The sequence below is a fragment of the Phytomonospora sp. NPDC050363 genome, assembly GCF_040655735.1.
Classification (GTDB): domain Bacteria; phylum Actinomycetota; class Actinomycetes; order Mycobacteriales; family Micromonosporaceae; genus Phytomonospora.
This window is the reverse complement of the sequence record NZ_JBFAKK010000004.1, coordinates 143,108-166,202: the sequence shown is the minus strand read 5'-3', so window position 1 is coordinate 166,202 and position 23,095 is coordinate 143,108. Positions and strand designations below refer to the sequence as shown.

Sequence of the window (23,095 nt, the reverse complement as noted above, 5' to 3'; positions counted from 1 at the left end):
TTACCCCTATGTCCGACGTCCGAATCGTCATCGCCTACCACTCCGGCTTCGGCCACACCCTGCGTCTGGCCGAGCACATCCGGGACGGCGCGCTCACCGTACCCGGTGCCGCCGTCGAGCTGGTCTCCGTCGCCGAGCTCGACGACCGGCTGTGGGACACCCTCGGGGCCGCCGACGCCATCATCTTCGGCTCCCCGACCTACATGGGCTCGGCGAGCGCCGTCTTCCACGCCTTCGCCGAGGAGGCGAGCAAGGTCTGGGCCGTGCGCGGCTGGCAGGACAAGCTCGCCGCCGGCTTCACCGCCTCGGGGGGCATGAGCGGCGACAAGCTCAACACCCTCCAGTACCTGGCCGTGTTCGCCGCGCAGCACGGCATGAACTGGATCAACCTCGGCCTCGAACCCGGCTGGAACATGACCTACGCGACCGAGAACGACCGCAACCGCCTCGGCTTCTACATCGGGGTGGGCGCACAGACCTTCAACGACGTCGCCGCCGAGGGCATGAACAGCGGCGACCTGGAGACCGGCGTCGCGCTCGGCGCGCGCGTCGCCGAGGCCGCACGGGTCGTCAAGGCAGGGCGTTCGGCGCTGGTCGCGCCCTAGGTTCCACCGAGGATCCGCCGCGCCGCCAGGCCGCCCGACAGCAGGACCATCGGCACGCCGACCCCGGGTTGCACCCCGGCCCCGCAGCGCAGCACGTTGTCCAGTCCGGCGACCGCGGTGCCCGGCCGGAAGGGGCCGGTCTGGCCGAAGGTGTGCGCCAGCGAGAACGGCGTCCCGGCGTCGTAGCCCGCCTCGGCCCAGTCGGCGGGGGTGGTGACCAGCCGGACCTCGGCCTCACCGAAACGCAGTCCGCGACGGTCGAGGAGGGTCACCAGCTCGTCGGCGTAGGCCCCGCCGCGCGAGCGCCAGTCGATCGCGCCGGCGCCCAGATGCGGTGCCGGCGCGAGGATGTAGGCGGTCCGTGCGTCCCCGCCGCCGGGGTTGGTGACCAGCAGCGAAGGGTCGCGCATGACCCGGCCGCCGCCGATGATGTCGTCGAAGGTCCGCTCCCAGGCCCGCCCGAAGACGATGTTGTGGTGCGCGAGGGACCGCGGCACGTCGAGACCGCCGAGCTGCACCACGACACAGGACGGCGAGTGCCGGTGACGGCGCGCGGTCCCGGCCCTGCCGAGCAGGCGCAGGGCGGTCCCCTCGTCGGTGCCGAGCACGACCGCGTCGGCCGGGTGTCGGACACCGTCGGCGGTCGTCACGGCGACCGCGCGGCCGCCGCGCAGCTCGACGGCCGAGGCCTCGGCTCCGTAGTGGATGGTCACGCCCGCGGCGGACGCGGCCGCCGCCATCGCCTCGGGCACGCGGTGGATCCCGCCCTCGGGATACCAGACCCCGGCGATCGCGTCGAGGTAGGAGATCACCGCGTACAACGCCAGCGCCCGGCGCGGCGCGAGTCCGATGTAGAGAGACTGGAAGGAGAACAGCCGCCGCAGCCGCTCGTCGGCGAAGTGGCGTTCCACCAAGGGCGCCAGCCTCCCGAAACCACCGCGCGCGACCAGACCGAACAACCTCGCCGTCACCAGATCGCGCGGCGAGTCGAGGTTGCGGTCGATGAAGTCGTCGATCTGCAGCCGGTACAGCTCACCCACGTGCTCGGCGTAGCGCCGGTAGCCGTCGGCGTCGCGCGGGCCGCACTCGGCGGCGACGTACTCGGCCATGTCCTCGGGATCGGCGCGCACGTCGAGCGGCCCGACGTCGGGGAAGAAGCCCCGGTAGGCCGGATCGAGCCGGCGCAGCGTGAGCCGGTCGCAGGCGCGCTCGCCGACGGCGGCGAAGGCGCGTTCGAGGATGTCGGGCGCGGTCAGGACGGTCGGGCCGGTGTCGAAGCGCCATCCTCCGACGACGCGCTCCCCCGCGAGGCCGCCCGGCCGCTCACCGCGCTCCAGGATCGTGACCTCGCGGCCGGCGCCGGCCAGGTGCATCGCGCAGGCCAGCCCGGCGAGGCCCGCGCCGACGATGACGATCCGGCCGGTGCGACCGGTCAGCGCCCCGCGCATGCCCGGCCGATCTCACGGAGGGCCACGGAGAGGCGGCGACGTTTCGGTACACGGGCGCGGCGCTCCAGGACGCGGTGGCCGTCGCGGCGGACGGCGGCGAGGATGTCGCGGTAGAGGGTGTGCGCGGCCCGGACGCAGGGCCGCGAGGACTGGTCGAGGAGCGCGATGCCCGGTTCGGCCGCCCGGTAGTGGGCTTCTGCGCGGGCCATCTGGTGTTCGAGGAGCTCCCGGAACGCCGGCGTCGCCTGGCGGGTGCCGAGGTCGGCGACGGTGACACCGAAGGCGTCGAGGTCGGCCAGCGGCAGGTAGACCCGGCCGCGGTCGAGGTCCTCGCCGACGTCGCGGATGAAGTTCGTCAGCTGGAATGCGTAGCCGAGTTCGCGCGCCGGGCCGTCGGCGGCGGCCGCGTCACCGCTGCCGAGAATGGGGACCATGAGGCTGCCGATCGCGGCGGCCGAGCCGGCCATGTAGCCGCGCAGGTCGGCGTAGGTGGCGTAGCGGGTGACGGTGAGGTCGGCGGCCATGCTGGCCAGGAAGGCCTCGAACTCACCGACCGGGAGACCGAAGCGGCCGACGGTGTCGATGATCGCCGGGAGGACCGGGTCGCCGCAGGGGTCGGCGCCGCGCAGGCCGGCCATGAAGCCCGCCGACCATTCGCGCAGTGCCCGGGCCCGTTCGTCGGCGGTGTCGCCGGGGCGCGTGTCGACGATGTCGTCGGCGTAGCGCGCGAAACCATAGAGGGCGTGGACGTGCGGGCGGATCGCGCCCGGCAGGAGCCTGGTCGCCAGGTAGTAGGTGCGGCCGTGCCGGCGGTGGAGGCGGCGGCAGTGCGCGTACGACTCGGCGAGCGTCGGCTCGTTTCGGGTGGGCGCGATCACGCCCGGCAGCGTAACAGTCGAGGTCAGAGGGGCATGTGCGCGGCGAGGAAGTCCTCGACGGCCTTGCGGACTTTCACGTCTTCGGGGCCTGCGTCGGGTTCGAGGAAGTCCACACCGTGGTGGGATCCGTCGACCAGGACGAGGGTCTTGTCGGTCGCCGCGGGGGTCGCCGCCTCGAATTTCACGGCGTTGTCGCCGAACTGCGCGTCGCCCTCGGCGGCGGCGTAGAGGACGGGGGCGGTGAGGGCGGGAACGGCTTCCAGGGCGTCGGTGCCGTCGTAGAAGGTCGGGGCGGACAGGGCGATCACGCCGTCGACCGGCGGTGCGGCCTGCGGGGCGGCGGCGAGGACCGCGGTGCCGCCCATGGACGCGCCGACGAGCGTCACGGCGGTGGCGCCTTCGGCACGCAGGTAGGTGAGGGCTTCGAGGACGGCGAGGTGGTTGCCCTTCGCCGCGTCGCGGGAGGAGCCGACGCGGGGCGCGTCGATCGCGAGGGCCCGATACCCGGCCTCGCCGAGTTCGGCGGCGTAGGGGGCCCACTGGCAGAGGTCCCCGTTGGACTGATGGAGAAGGACGAGGGCCCGGGGGCCCTCCCCGAAGGAGAGGCCGCCGATGGTCTCGCCGGGGCCGAAGCGGACGGCTTGGGCGTCGGGGAAGTCCTCGACGCAGGTGAGGCCGGGCGCGTTGACGGGCGCGGCGGGCGGCGGGGTGGTGGCTCCGTCGGCGGCCGGCCCACCGCCGGAGCAAGCGGTGAGAGCCGTGAGAGCGGTGAGAGCGAAGGTGGCGGTGAAGGCAATGGCCGCGGTGAAACCGTGCACGCGAGGGCGTGGCATGAGCGTTCCCGTTCGAAGAGACGTCGATGTGGAACGTCTCGGGGGCGGCCTTGACGTAGCGGCGATCGTACCCGACCGGCAAGGACATGAAGGAACGCGAAGAGCCGGGAAAGGACGGCGACGCGACGAGGAGGGGGTGAAGGCGCCGGGCGGCCCGGGCACAGCCAGCTCAGGCGCGAACAAGAACCGGGTACCCGGCAGACCACACCGGGTACCCGTCAGTTCAGGCGTCACCGAACGCTGGGCCGGCAGCTCCGCGCCGGGCACCCGCCAGTTCAGGCGTAACAAAACACCGGGGACCCGGCACCGGAGGAGGTGCCGCAGCCCGATCCCCTACCTGGCAAGAGGTTTCGTTAGCCTCCGACCAGCTAGCAATGCTCGGAGGGGCTGTTGTAGGCGACTCCGCCGGTCGCGCCGCCCCATTTGATGCAGTTGGGTGCGGTGCGTTTGACGGGTCCGGCGTAGTAGCCGTAGTTGCCGGAGTCGGTTGTTCTGTTGCTCCCGGCGGGTTCCAGGTAGGCGGAGGTGGCGGTGGCGGTGCCTTTGCTGGTGAATTTGAGCGTCACGACGCAGTTGGAGCTGGTGGAGGCGTTCCAGAGGAGTACGACGTTGCCTTTGCCGCCGAGGCGGGCGGAGTCGTTGACTTTGAATCCGCTGCCGCAGACTTCGGCGGGGTCGTAGGAGGTGGCGCAGTTGTTCGAGGTGACGTTGGCGCTGGGGTACCCGAAGGTGGAGCCGTTGAAGATGGCTTTGACGGTGTTGTTCGGGTAGTTGGTGCCGTAGCGCAGTTCGAAGTGGAGGTGGGGGGAGATGTTGTTGCCGGGGGCGCTGGTGTTGCCGAGTGAGCCGATGACCTGGCCTCGGTCGACGTATTCGCCGACTTTGACGGCCATGGTGCTCAGGTGGGCGTAGTAGGTGGTGTAGCTGCCGCCGTGGTCGATTTTGACGAGGTTGCCGTACCGGTTGCCGGTCTGGTACGAGGCGATGGCGATGGTGCCGGCCGCGGCGGCGAGTACGGTGTCGCCGAGGTCGGCGGTGGCGGAGCCGCCTCGGTTGAAGTCGAGTTCCCATCCAACGTGGGCGCTGGAGTTGCTGCCGTTGCCGTTCCAGGTCTGTCCGCAGGGGAAGGGCAGTTGCATGGCGGGTTGTGCCTGGATGCCGACGTCGGTGACGGCGGCTGCTGCGGGGGCTGCGGCGGCGGTGAGCGCGCTCGCGGCGAGGGTGCCGATCATGGCTAAAGCGGTGAGCAGCCGTCTGGTTCTGGGCATCGCTGTTCCTCCATATCCGATCCGCCGTGGTTTCCCTTGGCGGGTACCGTGACCAGCTATCCACGACCGGCTACAAAATTGATACAACTTCAAGGTCAACTGTTCCGGTGCCGAAGGGGACGCCATGCGCTGCGAGTTCGCCGTTCTCGGCCCGCTGCATGTGCGCGCCGGCGGGGTGGCTGTCGCGTTGGGTGGCGACAAGCCGCGTCGGCTGCTGGCGAGTCTGCTGCTCGCGGCGGGTGAGCCGGTTTCGGCGGACAAGTTGATCGATGTGCTGTGGCCGGAGCGGGCGCCGCGTTCGGCTTTGGCGAATCTGCGCACGTACATCAGTACCTTGCGGGCGGTGCTGGGGCCGCGGATCCGGTATCGGGACAACGGCTACGTGATCGAGTTGTGGCCTGGGGAGTTGGACGCGGACGAGTTCACCGCGCTGCTGACGGCGGCGAGGCGTCACGCGAGTGCGCCGGAGCGGGCTTTGGACTGCTATGACCGGGCGTTGTCGCTGTGGCGGGGTGCGCCGTTGTCGGATCTGGAGTGTCCGTTGTGGACGCCGGTGGTCTCGCGGTTGACGGAGACGCGGTTGACGGCGATCAGTGAGCGCGCGGAGCTTCAGCTCATGCTGGGCCGGGCGGCCGACGCGGTCGCCGAGTTGCGCGCGGCGACGATGGAGTATCCGCTGCAGGAGAGCTTGTGGTGTCTGCTCGTGCGGGCTCTCGACGGGGCGGGGCGCCATGCCGAGGCGCTGGCGGCTTTCGGGACGGTGCGCCGGCTGCTGGCCACCGAGCTGGGTGTGGAGCCGGGTCCGGAGTTGACCGACGTGCATCGGCGGTTGCTCGACAGTCCGCAGTCGACCGACGCGCCCACCGATGTGCGCACCGCCGCTCTGCACCGTGTGTGCGACCGTCGGCTGGCGTTGGTGCAGACGGCGGTGGATCGCTTGCACGCCAGCATCTTCGCGACGGGTGAGCGTTCGTCGGCGAAGGTCCCCGAGAGTGTCCTGGCGCGGGTGACCGCCGATCCGATCGCCTGGCTCGACGCCCATCGCGAGGCCTTGGTGTCGCTGATCGCCCGCGCGGCCACGGCGGGTCTGGCCCGCCCGGCCTGGCGTCTGGCGGCGGCGCTGGTGCCGTACTTCGACCTGGGCGGGCATCTGCTGGCGTGGCGGCGCTGCGTCCACATCGCCCTGTCGGCGGCCCGCCGTTGCGGTGACACCAATGGTGAGACGACGATGCTGCGCGGCCTCGGCCAGCTCTACGTCTACACCGACCAGTTCCCGGCCGCGATCGAGGCCTTCACGGCCGCGCGCCGACTGTGCCTGGCGCTGGGCGACGAGAGCGGCGCGGCCCTTTCCACGGCCGGGATGGCCGCCGTCGCGCGTTTCACCGACCGGGCCGAGGAGGCCGAGTCGCTGTTTCGCCAGGCGCTGACGGTCTTCGTGGCGCAGGGCGACCGTCACCGTGAGGCCTACATCCGCTGGGCGCTGGCGGGGACGCTGATGGCCCGGGAGCACTACACGCAGGCGCGCGAGCAGTTGCGGCACTCGCTGCAGCTCGCGCGCGCGGTCGGCGACGACCACCGTGAGGCGCACGTGTGGCAGCGGCTCGGGGAGCTCCAGTTGCGCGTCGGTGCCGTCGAGGCCGCCGCCGAGCCGTTGCGGCGGGCCCTCGATCTCTTCGATCGGATCGGTGACGCCGAGGGCGCGGCGACGGTCCACCGCAATCTCGGCGCGGCCTTAGCCGCTCCTCAGTCGCCGACGGCCAGGCGCGCTCTGCGGGCACCGAACACCCCGTAGAGGGTCTGCCAGCCGACGACCGCGGCGAGCAGCACGGCGATGGTCCACGCGTCGAGGCTCGCGCCCCAGACGCCGATGGCGACGGGCGCCGCGACGCACGGCAGGCCCCAGCCGAGCAGCCAGGCCAGGGGCGCCTTGTTGATCAGCGCCAGCACGCCGGTGGCGGCGAAGTGGACGGCGAGGCCGCCGCACAGCAGCCAGCGCATGCCGCCGGGGAGGTCGTCGTGGGCGTGCGCGGTGGCGGCGCCGAAACCGGCGGCGATGGCGGTGATGCTGGCCGTGGCGACGAAGTGGCCGGGGAGGGTGACGCGCGGCGCGGGGCCCTCGGAGGCGAAGTGGGGGACGCCGTTGACGCCGTAGCGCAGGGTCAGCCACCAGATGCCGACCAGGACCACGAACCCGGCGAGTGCGGTGAGTCCGAGATCGCGATCCCAGTGCACCAGCGGGTTCCCGGCGGCGGTGACGACCTGGAGGACGCCTTCGCCGAGGACGATGATGACGAACAGGCCGAGCCGCTCCCCGAGGTGGGACAGGTCCAGCATGGCCGGCTTCGGCGACTCGAATCTGGGTTTGCGGCGGTTGGCGGGCGGTTCGCCGCGCCGGGCGACGGCCTTCTCGTAGCGTGAGCGGCGGCGCCGGGTGTCTCCTTCGGCCCGGGCCAGCATCTGTTCGGGGCGGCGGCTGGCGAGGATGGAGAAGGTGATGTCGAGGGCCGCGCCGAGGACCCACAGCCAGTAGCGCGCGGGGGCGGGGACCCAGACCGACACCAGCCACGGGATCATGCCCATCCCGGCCTGCGCCGCGGGCCAGGAGGTGAGGACCGTGCCGGTCCGCTGCCAGGTCGAGGCGGCCGACATGCGGCACACGAAGTAGGCGACGGCGAACACGACGCTGCGGTCGACGTCGCCTTCGTTGTGCAGCACCTCGGGGATCGTCGCCGGGATCGCCGCGGCGAGCACCGCGATGCCGAGCATCGCGACGAGCATGGCTCGCGTGCGGGTGCGCTCGCCGGCGACGTTGGCGTAGAGGGTGAAGGACGTCCAGACCGACCAGATCGCGTAGTAGAGGAGCACGAAGGATCCGACGGCCGCGAGACTCGGCGAGTCGTGCATGCGGTGCGCGAGCTGGGCGACGGCCGCGACCACGACGAGGTCGAAGAAGAGTTCCAGCCAGCTCGCGTGCCGCTCGGCGGCGGTCGTGCCGATCGGTCGATCCTGGGTCACGCCGGATTCTCGCACGTCAGCGCCGCGGGCCCGCCGACCCCGTCGTTTTCGGGCGCGTGACCGTGTACGCCGTCGCCCGTCGGCCGAGCCGTGCGCGGCGGGCGGTCCCGCCCGCCGCGTCCTCAGTCGAGGCCCATCACCCGCGGTGTGGCGGGAGGGTCGACCTTCGGGCTCTGCAGACGGCCGGGCGCCGTGATCGGCGCGGTCATGCCGGTCTCCGGAAACGGCGGCGGAGGCAGGGCCTCGCCGCCGTCGGGAACCGGAGTCCGGCGACTTCCGGGCACGCCCGGGTCGCCGTCCGCGTCAGCGGTTCTGCGGCGGTGGCGAAACGCGATCAGGATCGCGGTGGTCACCAAGGCGAGGGCCAGTACGCCCCCGACGAATCCGACGATGTCACTTTGCGCGGCGGCCACGTCGGCCGCCATCACAGGATGCCTGCCCCACACGATGCGCTCCCCGCCCACTCGTACGTCGCCAGTGTCACCGAGTAGTCCACCGGGTTGGGCATTTCGTTCGGTTACGACCCAGTGACATATCTATGTTCACCGATGTTCGCTACTCAGCGCAAGTGTCCAATGACAACAGTTCGGTCACCTTTCCGTCAGCGACCGTCCACTGTCGACGGACACCGGCCCGTTCGGCGAAGTACGCATCATGGGTCACCAGCACGAGAGTTCCCTGGTAGGCCCGCATGGCCTCCTCGATCACATCGAGCGAGTCGAAGTCGAGATGGTTGGTCGGTTCGTCGAGAAGCAGCACGGGTGTGGCGCTGTTCACCAGGACCGCCAGGAGTAGCCGCTGGAGCTCACCTCCGGACAAAGTGGACAGGGTCGCCGTGCGCTCGTCCTCCCCGAATAGGTAACCGCCGAGCAACTCCTCGGCCTCGTCGATGTAGACGGGCACCCGCGAGCGGAAGAAGTCGAGCACGCTCATCCGGCCCGTGCGGCCCGCGCGCAGGCCGTCGTGCGACTGCGGCAGCACGCTGGGCGCCACCGCCGCACGCACCTCGCCGGAGTCGAACTCGCCCGCCAGCGCCCGCAGGAGCGTCGACTTGCCGGCGCCGTTGCGGCCGGTGACCACGATCCGGTCGCCCGCCCCGACGGTCAGGTCGACGCCGTCGAGGATCGCCCTCCCTCCACGGTGGACGGTCAGACCCTCGGCGACCAGCGGCGGCCCCTCACCCGCCTCGGCCGGCGGGAAGGCCAGCACCAGCCTCGGCCGGGTCCGCGGTTCGGCGATCCAGCGCACCGACTGCATCTGCCGCTGCAACCGCCGCTCGCGCGCCTTGGCCTTCTTCGCCACCTTCTTGGCGTAGCGGCGCATCCGGTCGTTGTGCGTGGTCAGCTCGACCCCGAGAGCGTGGCCCTTGGTCCGCTCGATGTCGGCCTCCCAGCGCACCCGGTCCTTCTCCTGCGCCTCGAAGTCCAGCAGCCGCCGCTCCCACCGGCGCTGCTTCTCCACCCGGTAGGCGGTATAGCCGCCCTCGTAGAGCTGCGGTTCCTCGTTGATGCCGTCGATCTCGACGACGCGCGTCACCGCCCGGTCGAGCAGCGCCCGGTCATGGCTGGCGATGACCACCCCGCCGCCGAAACCGCGCAGCCACTCCCCCAGCCAGGCACTGCCCTCGGCGTCGAGATGGTTCGTCGGCTCGTCGAGGAGCAGCACGTCGGGCGCCGACAGCAGCAGGCGCGCCAGCATCAGCCTGGACTGCTCACCGCCGCTCACCTCGGTGACCGCCAGATCCTCCGGCAGCGCGGTGATGTCGAGACGCTCGCGCACCTCGGCCAGCCGCGACTCGAAGGTCCAGCCCGAACGCGCCACCCAGCGCTCCTGGACCGCGCCGTACTCGTCGAGCACGTCACCGCCCTCGGCGAGCGCCTTCTCCAGCTCGGCCATCCGCCGGGTGAGGTCGCGCAGTTCCGGGTCGCCGCCGCGAAGGAACTCGCCGACGGTCTGCCCGGCGTCGGGAACCTGCTGGGCGAGATAGCCGACCCGCACGCGCGGTCCGCGTTCGACGCGGCCGGCCGTGGGGGGCTCCTCACCGGTGAGGATCTTGAGCAGGGTGGTCTTGCCGGCGCCGTTCGGCCCGACCAGGCCGATCCGGTCGCCGGGGTTGACGAGGAGGTTCACTTGGGCGAAGAGGGGCTCCAGGCCGAAGTCCTTGGAAACTGCGGTGGTGCGAAGTAGCAAGAGGGCTCCCGGGATCGTCGCGGATGGGACGGGCGATACCGCGATGAGCGCGCGACAGCGTCGGCGACCGGAGGCGTACCCCTGCGGACAGGGGATGCGCGGGAACGACCGGCAGAGGCTGCGGAGCGTCGGCTCGACACGGCTTCTGTTGGCACTGAAGAGGGGTCGCGGGGACCACAAGGGACTTTCAGCGCCGGCGGTCAGTTCTCCACTTGGGCGGACTCCCGGGTCGGGGACGAGATGTGTCGATTCTGCCGCATGATCGCGCCGGCCGTCAACCGGGATGCCCGTTGTGCCCCCCTCGCCCCGATCACCCTGTGTCGCCCCGTTCCCACACGCGGCGACGGCATGGTGGGGCCCTGACCTGGGCTGCGGCGTCCGGTAGCCTGGCGCCGGACCGTTGCTCCCCTAAGGCGTTCATTCCGGCTGAGCGTCGGCGACGGTTCACCGCCGAATCGCCCTTCGGGGCGAACCGGGGACCCACCGAATCCCGGGGCGAATCCGCGTGCACCCTCGCGCGGTAGGGCGTCTCTTGGCCCGAGCCCGTCAGCTAACTCGGTAGGCGGTCGGCAAGAGAGGCGAATGCGTGCCGAAGATCCATCGGCGTGACACAGCGCCGGCCATGCTCGTCGCCGTTCTGGTGACCGTGCTGGCCGTGCTGGTGAACTCCCCCGCGGCGATCGCCGACCCTGACGACGAGGGCGGCACGAAAGAGATGCGCGAGCAGCTCGACGAGGCGATCGGGAACTACAACGACGCCCGCGACGCGCTCAAAGGCTCCAAGGAACGGCAGGACAAGCTCGAAAAGCAGGTCGTCGAGGGCGAGGAGGACGTCAAGGTCCTCACCGCACAGGTCGCCGACATCGCCGGCGCCATGTACGAGAACGGCGGCATGAGTTCGGCGAAGGCCTTCCTGGCCAGTTCGACCCCCGACGACACTCTCGACGGCATGGTCCTGGTCTCCTACCTCGGCGAGGAGAGCGCCAAGAAGATCAAGGAGCTGACCGGCGCCCGCGAGGACCTGGAGGCGAAGGTCGCCCTGCTCGACGACGAGATCGCCGAGCAGAAGGAGAACGTCGAGAAGATGGAGAAGGAGCGGTCGAAGGCGGCCCAGGCCATCGCGGCCTTCGGCGGCGACGCCACGACCGGCCCGACCACCTCCGACGCCCCCGCGCCGCGACCGGTCGACCGCGATCCCAACGGCTCCCTCCCCGGCGAGGGATGCAGCAAGCAGGACCCGACCAACCCCAGCGGCTGCCTGACCCCGCGGACCCTCCACAACCTGGAGGAGACCGAGATCGCCGGGTGGAGCCGCTTCGTCGCCTGCTACCGGGGAGGCAGTTTCGGTGAGCACCCGCAGGGCCGCGCCTGTGACTTCTCCGTCACTCCGGGCGGGTTCGGCGGCGAGGCGTACGGGGAGGCGAAGGCATACGGCGACAACCTCGCCGGATGGTACGTGGAGCACGCCGACGCGCTCGGTGTCCTCTATGTGATCTGGTACCGAAAAATCTGGATGCCCGGTCAGGGCTGGACGACCTATGACGGAGCGGGTGGCGAACCCAACTCCGATCACACCAACCACGTGCACCTTTCCGTCAGATAGGGACAAAACGCGCGCACATCACGCGCACATATGACCCCGGTGAGGGGTCGTGGGGCGGTGGCGGCTCGACCTCGGGCTGTACCTTTGTTCGTTATGGAACGACCCACGACCTCGCGTCGCGCTGTCCTCGGCGCGACCGCCGGGGCTTTCACGCTCGCCGGCCTTGCCGCCTGCAGCGACGACGGTGCCTCCAAGTCTCCCGGGGACACGGCCAGTTCGGCCCCCGTCGGGCCGACCCTGGCGATCGAACCCCCCACCGACAGCACGGGCCTCGCGGTCTCCACGGAGATCGCCGCTTCGGCCGAAGGCGGTGAGGTCACCGCCGTCACGCTCGTCAACGACAAGGGCGACAGTGTGAAGGGCAAGTTCCGGCTCGACAAGTCGAGCTGGGTGCCCACCGACCCGTTGAAGTACAAGACGACCTACACCGCGACGGTGACCGCCAAGGGCGCCGACGGTGTCGAGTCGACGGGTACGACGACCTTCACCACCATGGCCTCTCCGAAGCAGCGCGCCGGCGCCTACCTTTGGAACGCCGACGGCGCCGTGTACGGCGTCGGCATGCCCGTCCTGATCCAGTTCAAGGACGGCTACGCCATCGACAAGAAGAACCGGGCGGGCGTCGAGAAGCGCCTGTTCGTCGAGTCCGAACCGCACCAGCCCGGCGCCTGGCGCTGGGTGACCGGTTCGGTGCTGGAGTACCGGCCCAAGGAGTACTGGGAGCCGGGGACCAAGCTCAAGGTCCGCGTCGGCATCGGGGGGCACCCGCTCGGCGACGGCGACTTCGGCGAGACCGACATCACCGGCGACTTCGCGATCAGCGACACCAAGCGCGAGATCATCGTCGACAACAAGAAGAAGAACATGGTCGCCAAGCAGGACGGCAAGACCAAGAAGACCATGCCGGTCAGCCTCGGCAAGCCTTCGAAGCCGTCCTTCTACGGCACCATGGTGATCATGGAGAAGCTCCGCAAGACGGTCTTCGACTCCTCCACCTACGGCGTGCCGGTCGACTCTCCCGACGGCTACCGCACCGACATCGAGTTCGCCGAGCGCATGACCTGGGACGGCCAGTTCATCCACTCCGCGCCGTGGTCGGTCGCCGACCAGGGCGAGCGCAACGTGTCGCACGGCTGCATCAACGTCGCCCGCGACAACGCCGAGTGGATGTACAACTGGACCGAGGTCGGCGACCCGATCGTGGTCAAGGGCACCGAGGAGCCGGTGACCGAAGGGAACGGCTGGACCTGCTGGAACATGAGCTGGGAAGAGTTCGTCAAGGGCAGCGCGCTGCCCCCGCCGACCGTCTGACCGAGCACTTTTTGCGGGCGGGCGTCACCATCTCCAGGGTGACGCCCGCCCTTTGTGCGGGGAGGGAGGTGGCGTGTGGGCGGCCGCGCCGGTGGTCGGCGGGGCCGCGGGGCCGGGGTCGGCGCCTCCGGCGCATTCGTGCTCGTTGACACGGCAGTCGCCGGGGATGACCTCGGCGGGGGCCGTCGCGGTGAAACCGATCTCGGTGACCGCGCCGGGCTCAAGGACGGCGTCGCCGGGCCGGGGAGTGACGGTGTAGGCCTCGCCGGCCGGGTCGAGTTCGCCGTTCCAGACGCCGATGACCACGGCCTCGCCGGGGAGCGTGAAGGTCAGTTTCCAGCCGTCGACGGCGGAGTCGCCGGCGTTGACGAGGCGGTAGACGCCCGCCTGGCCGCCGTCCCACAGGAGAGTGGTCCGGTAGGTCGCGGTGAGCCCGTCGGTGTCGGCGGCCATGGCGATGCCGGTCACCAGGCCGCCGAAGAGCGCCACGGCCGTACCGGCGAGCAGGGGCGGGAGGAGTCGTCTGCTCAGTCGCACGGGACTCTCCTCCCTTTCGACGCCGAGGGGATCGGACCGCTCAAGGAGAACCCGCCCGGGGTGTGCCCGGGCGGGTCTTTAGAAAGCTTTAAGCCGGTGCTGGGCTGGGTTTAGCGGCGCAGGTCGATGACGGCGCGGCCGCTCCAGGTGCCCTCCCCCATGCGGGCGAGGACGTCGGGGGCCTCGTCGAGGGAGACCGGGACCACGTCGGGGACGATCCGGGCGGCGACGGCGAAGGCGAGGGTGTCGCGCAGGTCGGCCGGTGAGCCGGAGGGGTTGGCGATGACGCTCAGGCGCCGGAAGAGCATCTGCGGGACCGGCAGGGGCAGCGGGTCGGCGCTGGAGCCGGCCAGGAGAAGCGTGCCGTCGGTGTCGAGTCCGCCGATGGAGGCGGCGGCGGTCCTGGAGTCGGGGGCGGCGTTGACGACGATGTCGGCGCCGCCGTCCCAGGCGGCCAGGGCCTCGGCGGGGTCCTGCTCGGCGGTGGCGACGAAGAGTTCGGCGCCGAGTTCCCGCGCCTTCGGCTCGGCTCGGCGGGAGCGGCCGAGGACGGCGACGCGGGCGCCCATGGCCAGGGCGAAGCGCACGGTCAGCTCGCCGACGCCGCCCATGCCGATGACGGCGACCTTCGCGCCGGGTCGCGTGCCGGCTTTGCGCAGGCCGTTGAAGGCGGTGATGCCGGCGCACATGAGCGGTGCGGCGGCTATGGGGTCGAGGTCCGCGGGGAGTGGTGTGAGGTAGCCGGCCCGGGCGAGGAAGTACTCGGCGTAGCCGCCGTCGACGCCGACGCCGGTGATGCGCATCCGTCGGCAGACGACCTGGTCGCCGCGGGCGCACTGGTCGCAGTGTCCGCAGGAGTCGTAGAGGAACTGGGCGCCCACGGGTGTGCCGACGGCGGGCCAGGTCACGCCCGGGCCGAGCTCGGCGACGACGCCGCTGATCTCGTGGCCGGGGATGGCCGGGTAGACGGCGCCGGGGTAGTGGCCGCGCTGCTGGTTGATCTCGGAGAAGCACATGCCCGAGCCGACGACCTTGACGAGGATCTCGCCGGGGCCGGGCTCGGGGACCTCGCGGTCGACGAGGGTGAGGGGTGCGTGGGGTTCGGTGATGACTGCGGCGCGCATGGATACTCCCGTATAGCGACGTTCTAACCTGACTATAGCGACGATACATCGCCGTAGAGCGAAGTTCAGTCGGATGGGCACTTTCCGTATAGCAGCCCTATAGGCCGCCGGGTAAGATCGGGCCATGAACGACACCGTCCCGGGAACGCGCGAGCGCATCCTGCACGCCTCGGCCGAACTCCTCGCCGACGGCGGTGCGGCCTTCTCCACGCGGGCGGTGTGCGAGGCCGCCGGCGTCGGCGCGCCGACCCTCTACCACCACTTCGGTGACAAGCAGGGGCTCCTCGACACCACCGCCGAGTACGGCTTCGAGCGCTACCTGGCCGTCAAGCGCGCCAACACCCCCAGTGCCGACCCGATCGCCGACCTGCGCGAAGGCTGGGACGCCCACATCGCCTTCGGGCTGGCCTACCCCGCGTTCTACCAGCTCATGTACGGCGGAGTCCGGCCCGGCAACCGCCCCGCGGCCGCCGCCGAAGGACACCGCATCCTGCTGTCGATCCTCGACCGCGCCGAAGCCGCCGGGCTCCTCCGGCTCCCTGCGGCACAGGCCGCCGACATGGTGCACGCCGCCGGGGTCGGGGTGGTGTTCGCCCTGGTGAACACCGTGGAGGACGAGCGCGACCCGGCGCTGGCGGACCGCACCCGCGACGCCGTGCTGGCGGCGGTGACGACCAGGGGGGCGGCGGGGGTGGGGTCCGGGGCGGGGTCCGACCCGGTCGGGGAGCTGCGCGCGCGGGTGCGGGCGGGGACACTGCGGGGACTGACGGACGGGGAGACGGCGCTGCTGGCGGAGTGGCTGGGGAAGATGAGGTGAGGGCGCGGCCGGGTGGAGGGGGTAGGGGGGCTGGCTTGCGGGGAGGGGTGGGGCGAGCGCGTGGCGGGGGTTGGGTTGTTGCCGGCGCCGCGTGGGGCGCGGGGTTGGCGATGCGGCTCGCGGGGCGGGGGCGAGCGGGGTCGGCGAGGGCTGGGGCGGAGTGGCGACGGCAGAACACCCGGTGCTGTTAGCTCGCGAAGGCGGACCGCTGGATGCCCCCGGCGGGCCTCGCCTCAGAGGCGAGGCGGCGCCGCTCGCGGAGCGGCTGCGGCGGTTGGGCCGGTTGGAGCACGGAAGACCCACGCGGGCTTGACTACATCGCGCGGGTTGGGTTTGCGCTGCTGTACGCGGAGCGGGCTGGGCGAGGGCTCGACGGCGAGACGACTGCCACCTGCGCCACCGGCCTCAACCCGCAGATCCGGGCCACCGCGCCGCCCAATGCGGCGTCACCTCGGCTGCCGAGCGCGCTGCTCGCGAAGCGACTGCGCGAAGCGGGGCGAGGGCTCGCAGGCGGCCTCAGCAGGGCGAGGGTAGGTGGCGCTGCTCCCGGAGCGCGGCGGGGCGAGGGTTCGCAGGCGTAGACGAATGCCACCGGCCCCACTTCCCTCAACCCGGAAACCTTCGGCCCGGCATGCCGCTCGTACGGCGGCCGCCCGGGCAGCGCGGCGGCGCCGCTCGGGAAGCGCGGCGGGGACGGTTGAAGCACGGACGATGCCGCGTGTGGCCGACAGCGCGGCGCGAGTCCGGGTTGGCAGTCTGCCCGAGGGGTGAGGTGGCAGAGGGATCGCGAGCCGTGGACGAGAGAGCGTCGCGAGGGCAAGGGCGGGGCGAGCGAGCCAGGACGGGCGGGGCGAGCCGGGTGCGGACTCGGACTGCATTGGCCACGGCCTGGCGGCGCTCATCTGAAGGCTTCCGGTTCCGCCGCTTTCGCGGCGCGGAGTCGGGCGTGAAGGCTAGGGCTTGGTCACGGACGTCGCCGGAGCACACCTTGCGGCGGCGGCCTGGGCCGACCGCATGGCGTGAAGGAGTGCCACGCCGTCAGAGAAGCTAAAGCGTCCGGGGCGGTCAGTCCACAGGCGATGCCGCGCCGGGCTGACCGCACCGCACGGGTCGGCGTTGCCGCAGAGTCCTCGAACCACGGGCCCGCTGGCCCGCTGGCCCGCTGAGTCGCTGAGTCGCTGAGTCGCTGAGTCGCTGAGTCGCTGAGTCGCCGCGGCACGATATCCCGGCGCAGCGAGCCCTCGCCTCAAGCCCCCAGCGCCTCGATCTCCGCGTAGGTCCTCACCCGCGAGCCCGCCTCCCCCGCCAGCAGAGCCGTCACCATCGCCCTGGCGACCGTCACCGCCCGCACCGCCCGGTAGGGCCGCAGCGAGCCCGCCAGGAGCCCGGAAACGGCCTGCAGCAACGGGATCGACACCCGCTCGGCGAGCCGGCGGTCGTCGCGCTCCCCGACGAGTCCGCTGGGGCGGAAGATCTCAAGGCACTCGAAGCCGGCCGCTGCGAGGTCGCGCTCGGTCTCGCCCTTGACGCGCAGGTAGAAAGTCCTGGAGTCGGGGTCGGCGCCGATGGAGCTGACCAGGGCGAACCTGGTGGCGCCGGCGGCGTGGGCGAGTTCGGCGACCTTGAGCACGTGGTCGTGGTCGACGCGGCGGAACGCCTCCTTGCTCCCCGCCTTGGCCATGGTGGTGCCCAGTGCGCAGTAGACGTCGTCGACGGCGGGGACGTCGGCGGCGGTCAGTGCGCCGAAGTCGACGACGCGTTCGTCGAGCCGCTCGTCCCGGTGCCCGGAGTCGCGGCGGGCGAGCACGGTCACCTTGCTGTAGACCGGTTCGGTCAGCAGCCGCCCGAGGCAGTGCCCGCCGACGAGTCCGGTGGCGCCTACGAGCAGCGCGGTACGTCCTGTCACGCGCTCCAGCCTAGCGGCGCGCTCAAATCTCCTTGGCGTTCTTGCGGCCGGTCTCTTCGGCGCGATGGCGGCTGCGCCAGTGCCGCCGGGGCTTCTTCTCCCCCGCCGGCTGCCCGAAGACCAGCGCGATCCGCGCCCCGCCGAGCCGGCTGTGTCCGATGTGGAGGCTGCCGCCGGTGGTGTCGGCGACCCGCCGGACGATGTCGAGGCCGAGACCGGTGGAACCCGCTCCCGACGATCCGCGCGTCAGCGCCTGCCCTGGATCCTCGATGCCCGGGCCGCCGTCCTCGACGGCGAGGATGCGGCGCCGCACGTCGAGGACCGCCTGGAAGGGGGCGCCTTGGGGGGTGTGCGCGAAGACGTTGCCGAGCATCGCGTCGATCGCCGCGCTGAGCTCGCCCTTGGGCACCGGAACCCACAGTGGACGGTTGTTGCCCTCGACGGTCCAGGAGCGGCCGTGGTCCTCGGCCAGGACCGACCAGAAGGCCAGCCGCTCGGTGAGGACCTCGTTGACGTCGCAGGTCTCGGTGGAGCGCTCGGCGACGGACTTGCGTGCGCCGAGGATGATCTCGTCGATCTGCCGCTGGAGGGCGTCGACGGCGTCCCGGATCCGGTCGGCCTCGGGGCCGGCGTCGAGGGTGTCGACGTCGAGGCGCAACGCGGTCAGTGGAGTGCGCAGCCGGTGGGACAGGTCGGCGGCGATCTCGCGTTCGGCGTCGACGAGGCGCACGACGCGGTCGGCCATCGCGTTGAAGGCGACGCCCGCCTCGGCGAGTTCGGCCGGCGCGTCCGGGTCCGCGCGGGCGGCCAGGTCGCCGCCCCCGAAGCGGCCCGCGACGGCGGCCAGGCCGCGGGCGGCGCGCACGAAGCGCGCCGCGAGGCGGTCGGCGGTGACCACCGAGATCACGACCAGGACCAGCGCCAGCGCGATCAGGGCGAGCCGCGCCCCGGCGACGTTGCGGGTCAGTTCGGAGTCGGGGATGTACACCTCGATGACGGCCTTGCCCGCCGGGAGGGCCACCGTCCGCAGGTACACCAGTCCGGTGCCGACGGGTGTGGTCAGCGAGCGGCCCTCGCCGGCGGCGAGCATGACGTCCTCGGCACTGGCGTGCTCGCTGCCGAGCACCTGGCGACCGGGGAGGTGCACCGCCATGTGGCCGTTGGCGCCCGAGCGGGTGCTCAGGATCGCGCGGAGGATCTCCTGCGAGTCGTCGGTGACGGCGAGGACCGTCACCATCGCGGCGCTCTGGTCACGCGCGGCGGTGACCGCCCGGTCGTGGGCGAGCTGCCCGACGATCAGCGCCAGCGGGATCAGCAGTGCCAGCGCGACCATCGACGTGGTGGCCAGCGCGACGCGGACGAAGGCCCATCTCACCGACGTTCGTCCACCAGCATGACCCCTACCCCGCGCACGGTGCGCAGGAGTCTCGGGCTGGCCGCGGTCTCGCCGAGTTTGCGGCGCAGCCACGACAGGTGCACGTCGACGGTCGCCTCGGCGCCGAGGTAGGGCTGGCGCCAGACCTGTTCGACGAGTTCCCGCCGGGTCACCACCCGCCCGGCGTGCTCGGCGAGGTAGGCGAGCAGGTCGAACTCGCGGCGGGTCAGGTCGAGGGCGGTCCCGTCGAGTTCGGCGTGCCGGCGGGACTGGTCGATGCGCAGCGAGCCGGTGGTGGTCACCTGCGCGGTGTGCTGTTCGCCGCGCTGGCCGCCGCGCCGCAGGACGGCGGCGACGCGGGCCTGGAGGTGGGCGGCGGAGAAGGGCTTGGTGACGTAGTCGTCGGCGCCGGCGTTGAGCAGCCGGATCATGCTGGTCTCGTCGTTGCGGGCGGTGGCGACGATGACGGGGACGTCGGTGATGCCGCGAAGCATGCGCAGGGCGTCGGCGCCGTCGAGGTCGGGCAGCCCGAGGTCGAGGATCACCAGGTCGATGGTTCCGGGGCCCGCCGTGCCGATGTGGCGAAGCGCTTCGAGGGCGGCGCCGACCGGCCGGACGGCGTGCCCGGCGTTGGACAACGCCCGGGTGAGCGCCGCGCGCACGTTCGCGTCGTCTTCGACGAGCAGGACGGTTGCCATGGCGCCAGACCATACCGTTAGCGCTCCCACGGGGAAAGACGAGAGGGCATCGACAAACGGACATGCCTGGATTCATCCTCATATGGCGGTGAGACGCTCTCGCCTCGCCGGATGGACGCGGTCCTGTGGCAGGATGTGGCCCGTGCGACGCCTGCCGAAACCCGTCGCGGCCTGCCTGGTCTGGCTGGCCACCACCGCCGTCGCAGCCTTCGCCGCCTGGCTGGGAATGCACCCGGTGATGGCCGCGGCCGTCACCGACGACGGGCTGCCGGTACCCATCTCCGAGGTCCGCGACGACCCGCCCTCCTACGCCCCCAGCGACTCGGCCACCAGCCGCGCCGAACCGCGCACCCTCGACGGCTGGCACGAGATCCGCGGCGGCGTGTGGGAGCAGGGCTTCCACACCGACGGCGGCAGCGTCACCGTCCGCGCGACCAAGGGGAAGGTCACCCTCGTCTCGGCGACCCCGCGCGACGGCTTCGCCGTCATCGTCGACGACGAGGAGAAGAGCCGCCTGCTCGTGCGCTTCCACCGCGACGGCAAGGTGTACACGGTCGACGCGATGTGGTGGAACGACGGGCCCTACGCGGTCGTGGAGGAATCAGGTTAGGGCTTGTCCCGTGGGTCTTGTGGGTGCGAGTCGTGGTGACCCACCGGATGAGCCCTGGTGGGTCTAGCCCCCCTCGTGAAGTGGGGCCAAGGCCAATGTGGATCGGCACGAAGCGGCGCAGGATTCGTGGTGCAAGCACCGATCGCGCCCTCCGGAGGAAAAATGGCCACCGCATCCGCCCCCGCCGGCACCCGCCCCGCCGGCATTCTCCGGCAGGCCATCGGCTGGCACCGGCCGCTCATGATCATGGTCGTAGCGATGGCCGGGGTGACGCTGGTGTCCTTCGCCGGCGTCCTCTTCGACGACCGCGTGCAGATGGGCGTCTCCCCGTGGGAGAAGCCGATGAAGTTCGGCATCGCCTTCGTCGCCTACGGACTCACCCTCGCCTGGATGCTCTCCCTCCCCCACAAAGGGAAACGGTTCACCTGGTGGCTCGGCACGGTCCTGGCCCTCTGCGGCGTCCTCGACGTCGGCGTCGTCCTCATCCAGGGCGCACGCGGCATGTTCAGCCACTTCAACAGCTCCGGCGACTGGGGCGCGGAACTGACCCAGACCATCTTCAGCATCTTCGTCCCGCTGCTCATGCTGGCCAACCTGATCCTCGCGATCACCCTCATCGTCCAGCGCATCGGCGACAAGGCCACCGCTCTGGCCATCCGCCTGGCCGCCTTCTCCTCCGTGGCCGGCATGGGCCTGGGCCTGCTCATCAGCTTCAACCCCGAACCCATGGGCGGCGTCTACACCGACGGCAACGGCAATGCGGTCGAGCTGGCCATCAGCCACAACGTCGGCATCCGCGACGACACCGCCGTCATGCCCTTCACCGGCTGGAGCAGCACCGGCGGCGACCTGCGCATCCCGCACTTCGTCGGCATGCACGGCATGCAGGTCCTGCTCCTCCTCGGCCTCCTGCTGAGCCTGCTCGCCGCCCGCGTCGCCTGGCTGCGCGACGAGCGCACCCGCCGCTCGGTCGTGGCCGTCGCCGGTGTCGGCTACGCCGGCCTCACCGCACTGGTCACCTGGCAGGCGCTGCGCGGCCAGTCGCTGATCCACCCCGACGCCCGCACCCTCGCCACCCTCGGCCTCATCGTGGTGGTCGTCGCCGCCGGAATGACCGCGGTCCACGCCGTCGGCAAGAGCCGCGCGAAGACCGCCGCCGCCGCCGAGGCGGAACCGGCGCGGGAGCGCGAACTGATCTAGAACGACACGCGAGCCTCGGTACGGCCGCGCGCCGCCGCGACGAGTTCCGCCTCGGACTCGACGCGGCGGCGCGTCGCCTTGTCCAGCGTGCCGAAAGCCGTGACGGTCAGGTCGAGGCGCCTGCTCCCGGCGGCCTTCATCTGCCAGTAGCCGGTGATCTCGCCGTCGACGAGGAGCGCGCCCCGGCGGCTGAGGTTGCGCCACAGCTCGGCGCGGTACCGCTTGTCGGGGACCAGCAGTTCGCGATCGCCGCCGAGGTAGGGGTCCGAACGCGGGAGCAGGCGCACCGACTCGGGCCGCTCGGCGTCGGCGACGGCCTTGTCCGGATCGCCCGGGAACCAGCATTGCCGCCCCTCGACCTCGACGGCGGTGAGACCGGCGGGCCAGAACTCCTTCAGCCGGGCCGGAGCGGTGCCGAGGAAGGCCGCGACGTCGGCGAGCGACGAGGGCCCGGTCAGTTCGAGGAAGCGGCCGATCAGCGCGTCGGTCCCGGCGGGCTCGGAGGGCACGCCGGGCCAGTCGTCGAGCCGGACGAAGGTCAGCGGGCCGGAGCCCTCGGCGAAGACCAGGCCGGCGGGCAGCGCGCCGAGCCGGAACAGCGACTCGTAGACGTGGACGGTCCCGCAGCCGGGGCACAGGCGCGAGTAGGAGTCGTCGACGGCGGCGGTCACCGCCGCGCTGAGCTCGCCCTTCGTGCGGGGCTCGCCGGCCGCCTCGCGCATGGCGGCGGTGACAGCGGCGAGGGCTTCACGTCCGTCGACGCCCGCCGCGGACAGCTGGGGCGCGGCACCGGCCATCCGGGCCAGCGCGTCGGCCGAGGAGTGCGGCCACAGCGCGGCGGCCAGCGCGGGCAGATCCGCACGCCGGTGCAGGTGCGGAGCGCCGCGAACCGTCCACGTGGCGGTGGTCCCCTCGGTGGCCGCCCCGCGCGCGGCGAGCGCGACCTCGGCCGAGCCCGGCGGGGTGTCCTGCACGCCGAGGCCGATCACCGCCCCGGCGGTGTCGTCGGGACGGTCGAGTCCCTGCGCGAAGTACCGGTAGCGGAGAACGCCTTCGCGGTTCATCGGGCCAATGTAACCGTGTCGGCCTCTCCGCCGAGGGCCGAAACGGTGCGCCGGGTCTCGGCGTCGGGTGCGCCGGAGAGAACCCTGGCGAGGGCGAGGAGTTTCGCGACCTTCGCGGGGTCGGTGGTCCCGTAGGGGGCGAGTACGACGCGGACCGGGTTGGCGGGGCGGCGGCGCTCGGCGTCGTCGAGGGTCAGGATCAGCTCGCCGCCGTCGCGTCCGAGGACGGCGGTGACCTTGTGCGCGGGGAATTTGCGCGTGCCGCCGCGCTGGTCCTCGGTGACGAGGCGGGCCGGTTCGACGCGCAGTGCCGACGCGCGCGCCGGGATCAGCCGGGGCAGGGCGAGGGCGGCGCCGATGGTGATCAGGAACAGCCCGGCGGGCGGGAGCAGGCTGAGGGGGTCGGGTCCGACACCGCCGGTGGCCAGGGTCGCCGCCACGGCGATCCAGGCGACGGCCAGGACGATGGAGATCCACACGGCGATCGAGCGCCTCACGCGGTGACCTGCGGGCACTTCGAAGACGACGGGGAGAGGGGCGGGCATGACGGCTCCCAAGGACGGGCGGGCTTCGCCATGGGACCTTACCGGCGGCCGGGTGCGATCCCGGCGGC

Annotated in this window: 21 protein-coding genes and 1 riboswitch; of the genes, 7 read left to right on the top strand and 14 right to left on the bottom strand. The window is 71.8% G+C overall.

Annotation, left to right across the window (positions count from 1 at the left end; genetic code table 11):
- Positions 1–8: 8 nt before the first annotated feature.
- On the top strand, positions 9–605 hold the full coding sequence (locus AB0I28_RS11885; RefSeq protein WP_357492287.1) for a flavodoxin family protein: 597 nt from the start codon (positions 9–11) through the stop codon (positions 603–605).
- On the opposite strand, the gene crtI is transcribed toward AB0I28_RS11885, so the two are convergent.
- The 4 genes from crtI to AB0I28_RS11865 all read right to left on the bottom strand — a co-directional run bounded on the left by crtI (position 602) and on the right by AB0I28_RS11865 (position 5,032).
- Positions 602–2,053 (bottom strand): phytoene desaturase family protein, encoded by a 1,452-nt coding sequence (gene crtI / locus AB0I28_RS11880; protein WP_357492285.1) that lies wholly within the window; start codon positions 2,051–2,053, stop codon positions 602–604. The genes AB0I28_RS11885 and crtI overlap by 4 nt on opposite strands.
- Positions 2,038–2,931, bottom strand: a complete 894-nt coding sequence (locus AB0I28_RS11875) for a phytoene/squalene synthase family protein (protein WP_357492283.1) — start codon at positions 2,929–2,931, stop codon at positions 2,038–2,040. Before AB0I28_RS11875 ends, crtI begins: the two co-directional genes overlap by 16 nt.
- Positions 2,932–2,954: 23 nt before the next feature.
- Positions 2,955–3,764 carry an alpha/beta hydrolase gene (locus tag AB0I28_RS11870; protein WP_357492281.1) on the bottom strand — a complete coding sequence of 270 codons (810 nt, stop codon included), beginning with the start codon at positions 3,762–3,764 and terminating at the stop codon, positions 2,955–2,957.
- Between the two features lie 368 nt (positions 3,765–4,132).
- Positions 4,133–5,032: a M23 family metallopeptidase gene (locus AB0I28_RS11865; RefSeq protein WP_357492279.1), complete on the bottom strand. Its 900-nt coding sequence runs from the start codon at positions 5,030–5,032 to the stop codon at positions 4,133–4,135.
- 124 nt (positions 5,033–5,156) lie between these two features.
- Between AB0I28_RS11865 and AB0I28_RS11860 the strand changes: the two genes are divergently transcribed.
- Complete coding sequence (locus tag AB0I28_RS11860) at positions 5,157–6,824, top strand: BTAD domain-containing putative transcriptional regulator (RefSeq protein ID WP_357492277.1); 1,668 nt, start codon at positions 5,157–5,159, stop codon at positions 6,822–6,824.
- Here the strand turns inward: AB0I28_RS11860 and AB0I28_RS11855 are convergent.
- The 3 genes from AB0I28_RS11855 to AB0I28_RS11845 form a co-directional block, all read right to left on the bottom strand.
- Positions 6,776–8,047 carry a low temperature requirement protein A gene (locus AB0I28_RS11855; RefSeq protein WP_357492275.1) on the bottom strand — a complete coding sequence of 424 codons (1,272 nt, stop codon included), beginning with the start codon at positions 8,045–8,047 and terminating at the stop codon, positions 6,776–6,778. The two genes, AB0I28_RS11860 and AB0I28_RS11855, sit on opposite strands and share 49 nt — an antisense overlap.
- A gap of 122 nt (positions 8,048–8,169) precedes the next feature.
- Positions 8,170–8,472, bottom strand: coding sequence for a hypothetical protein (locus AB0I28_RS11850; RefSeq protein ID WP_357492273.1), 303 nt, complete (start codon positions 8,470–8,472; stop codon positions 8,170–8,172).
- Positions 8,473–8,602: 130 nt separating this feature from the next.
- Positions 8,603–10,237 carry an ABC-F family ATP-binding cassette domain-containing protein gene (locus AB0I28_RS11845; RefSeq protein WP_357492271.1) on the bottom strand — a complete coding sequence of 545 codons (1,635 nt, stop codon included), beginning with the start codon at positions 10,235–10,237 and terminating at the stop codon, positions 8,603–8,605.
- Between the two features lie 438 nt (positions 10,238–10,675).
- Positions 10,676–10,820: riboswitch (cyclic di-AMP (ydaO/yuaA leader) on the top strand.
- A gap of 3 nt (positions 10,821–10,823) precedes the next feature.
- Between AB0I28_RS11845 and AB0I28_RS11840 the strand changes: the two genes are divergently transcribed.
- Positions 10,824–11,840, top strand: coding sequence for a hypothetical protein (locus tag AB0I28_RS11840; protein WP_357492269.1), 1,017 nt, complete (start codon positions 10,824–10,826; stop codon positions 11,838–11,840).
- Between the two features lie 93 nt (positions 11,841–11,933).
- On the top strand, positions 11,934–13,151 hold the full coding sequence (locus tag AB0I28_RS11835; protein ID WP_357492267.1) for an Ig-like domain-containing protein: 1,218 nt from the start codon (positions 11,934–11,936) through the stop codon (positions 13,149–13,151).
- Between the two features lie 24 nt (positions 13,152–13,175).
- On the opposite strand, the gene AB0I28_RS11830 is transcribed toward AB0I28_RS11835, so the two are convergent.
- Positions 13,176–13,688 carry a cellulose binding domain-containing protein gene (locus tag AB0I28_RS11830; protein WP_357492265.1) on the bottom strand — a complete coding sequence of 171 codons (513 nt, stop codon included), beginning with the start codon at positions 13,686–13,688 and terminating at the stop codon, positions 13,176–13,178.
- 110 nt (positions 13,689–13,798) lie between these two features.
- On the bottom strand, positions 13,799–14,812 hold the full coding sequence (locus AB0I28_RS11825; RefSeq protein ID WP_357492263.1) for an alcohol dehydrogenase catalytic domain-containing protein: 1,014 nt from the start codon (positions 14,810–14,812) through the stop codon (positions 13,799–13,801).
- 124 nt (positions 14,813–14,936) lie between these two features.
- On the opposite strand from AB0I28_RS11825, the gene AB0I28_RS11820 reads away from it, so the two are divergent.
- A complete protein-coding gene (locus AB0I28_RS11820) occupies positions 14,937–15,629 on the top strand; it encodes a TetR/AcrR family transcriptional regulator (protein WP_357492261.1) in 693 nt (230 codons plus the stop codon).
- 1,246 nt (positions 15,630–16,875) lie between these two features.
- Here the strand turns inward: AB0I28_RS11820 and AB0I28_RS11815 are convergent.
- From AB0I28_RS11815 to AB0I28_RS11805, 3 genes are read right to left on the bottom strand one after another with little or no spacing between them, the layout of a single operon-like run.
- The gene (locus AB0I28_RS11815) at positions 16,876–17,535 is read right to left on the bottom strand and encodes an oxidoreductase (RefSeq protein ID WP_357492259.1); all 660 of its coding nucleotides are present in this window, start codon (positions 17,533–17,535) and stop codon (positions 16,876–16,878) included.
- 22 nt (positions 17,536–17,557) lie between these two features.
- Entirely contained in the window at positions 17,558–18,910 is a 1,353-nt protein-coding gene (locus AB0I28_RS11810; RefSeq protein ID WP_357492257.1) for a HAMP domain-containing sensor histidine kinase, read from the bottom strand.
- A complete protein-coding gene (locus AB0I28_RS11805; protein WP_357492255.1) occupies positions 18,907–19,608 on the bottom strand; it encodes a response regulator transcription factor in 702 nt (233 codons plus the stop codon). Before AB0I28_RS11805 ends, AB0I28_RS11810 begins: the two co-directional genes overlap by 4 nt.
- 142 nt (positions 19,609–19,750) lie before the next feature.
- On the opposite strand from AB0I28_RS11805, the gene AB0I28_RS11800 reads away from it, so the two are divergent.
- Positions 19,751–20,218 (top strand): hypothetical protein, encoded by a 468-nt coding sequence (locus AB0I28_RS11800; protein ID WP_357492253.1) that lies wholly within the window; start codon positions 19,751–19,753, stop codon positions 20,216–20,218.
- A gap of 162 nt (positions 20,219–20,380) precedes the next feature.
- Positions 20,381–21,418, top strand: coding sequence for a hypothetical protein (locus tag AB0I28_RS11795; RefSeq protein WP_357492251.1), 1,038 nt, complete (start codon positions 20,381–20,383; stop codon positions 21,416–21,418).
- Here AB0I28_RS11795 and AB0I28_RS11790 read toward each other — a convergent pair.
- Positions 21,415–22,482 carry a crosslink repair DNA glycosylase YcaQ family protein gene (locus AB0I28_RS11790; RefSeq protein WP_357492249.1) on the bottom strand — a complete coding sequence of 356 codons (1,068 nt, stop codon included), beginning with the start codon at positions 22,480–22,482 and terminating at the stop codon, positions 21,415–21,417. The two genes, AB0I28_RS11795 and AB0I28_RS11790, sit on opposite strands and share 4 nt — an antisense overlap.
- The gene (locus AB0I28_RS11785; protein WP_357492247.1) at positions 22,479–23,027 is read right to left on the bottom strand and encodes a hypothetical protein; all 549 of its coding nucleotides are present in this window, start codon (positions 23,025–23,027) and stop codon (positions 22,479–22,481) included. The genes AB0I28_RS11790 and AB0I28_RS11785 overlap by 4 nt, the downstream gene beginning before the upstream one ends.
- Positions 23,028–23,095: the final 68 nt, after the last annotated feature.

Bases quoted from the DNA above. Each gene is read 5' to 3' on its own strand.
- AB0I28_RS11885 (WP_357492287.1), top strand. From the start codon at position 9: ATGTCCGACGTCCGAATCGTCATCGCCTACCACTCCGGCTTCGGCCAC.
- crtI (WP_357492285.1), bottom strand. From the start codon at position 2,053: ATGCGCGGGGCGCTGACCGGTCGCACCGGCCGGATCGTCATCGTCGGC.
- AB0I28_RS11870 (WP_357492281.1), bottom strand. From the start codon at position 3,764: ATGCCACGCCCTCGCGTGCACGGTTTCACCGCGGCCATTGCCTTCACC.
- AB0I28_RS11865 (WP_357492279.1), bottom strand. From the start codon at position 5,032: ATGCCCAGAACCAGACGGCTGCTCACCGCTTTAGCCATGATCGGCACC.
- AB0I28_RS11860 (WP_357492277.1), top strand. From the start codon at position 5,157: ATGCGCTGCGAGTTCGCCGTTCTCGGCCCGCTGCATGTGCGCGCCGGC.
- AB0I28_RS11850 (WP_357492273.1), bottom strand. From the start codon at position 8,472: ATGGCGGCCGACGTGGCCGCCGCGCAAAGTGACATCGTCGGATTCGTC.
- AB0I28_RS11835 (WP_357492267.1), top strand. From the start codon at position 11,934: ATGGAACGACCCACGACCTCGCGTCGCGCTGTCCTCGGCGCGACCGCC.
- AB0I28_RS11825 (WP_357492263.1), bottom strand. From the start codon at position 14,812: ATGCGCGCCGCAGTCATCACCGAACCCCACGCACCCCTCACCCTCGTC.
- AB0I28_RS11820 (WP_357492261.1), top strand. From the start codon at position 14,937: ATGAACGACACCGTCCCGGGAACGCGCGAGCGCATCCTGCACGCCTCG.
- AB0I28_RS11805 (WP_357492255.1), bottom strand. From the start codon at position 19,608: ATGGCAACCGTCCTGCTCGTCGAAGACGACGCGAACGTGCGCGCGGCG.
- AB0I28_RS11795 (WP_357492251.1), top strand. From the start codon at position 20,381: ATGGCCACCGCATCCGCCCCCGCCGGCACCCGCCCCGCCGGCATTCTC.
- AB0I28_RS11790 (WP_357492249.1), bottom strand. From the start codon at position 22,482: ATGAACCGCGAAGGCGTTCTCCGCTACCGGTACTTCGCGCAGGGACTC.
- AB0I28_RS11785 (WP_357492247.1), bottom strand. From the start codon at position 23,027: ATGCCCGCCCCTCTCCCCGTCGTCTTCGAAGTGCCCGCAGGTCACCGC.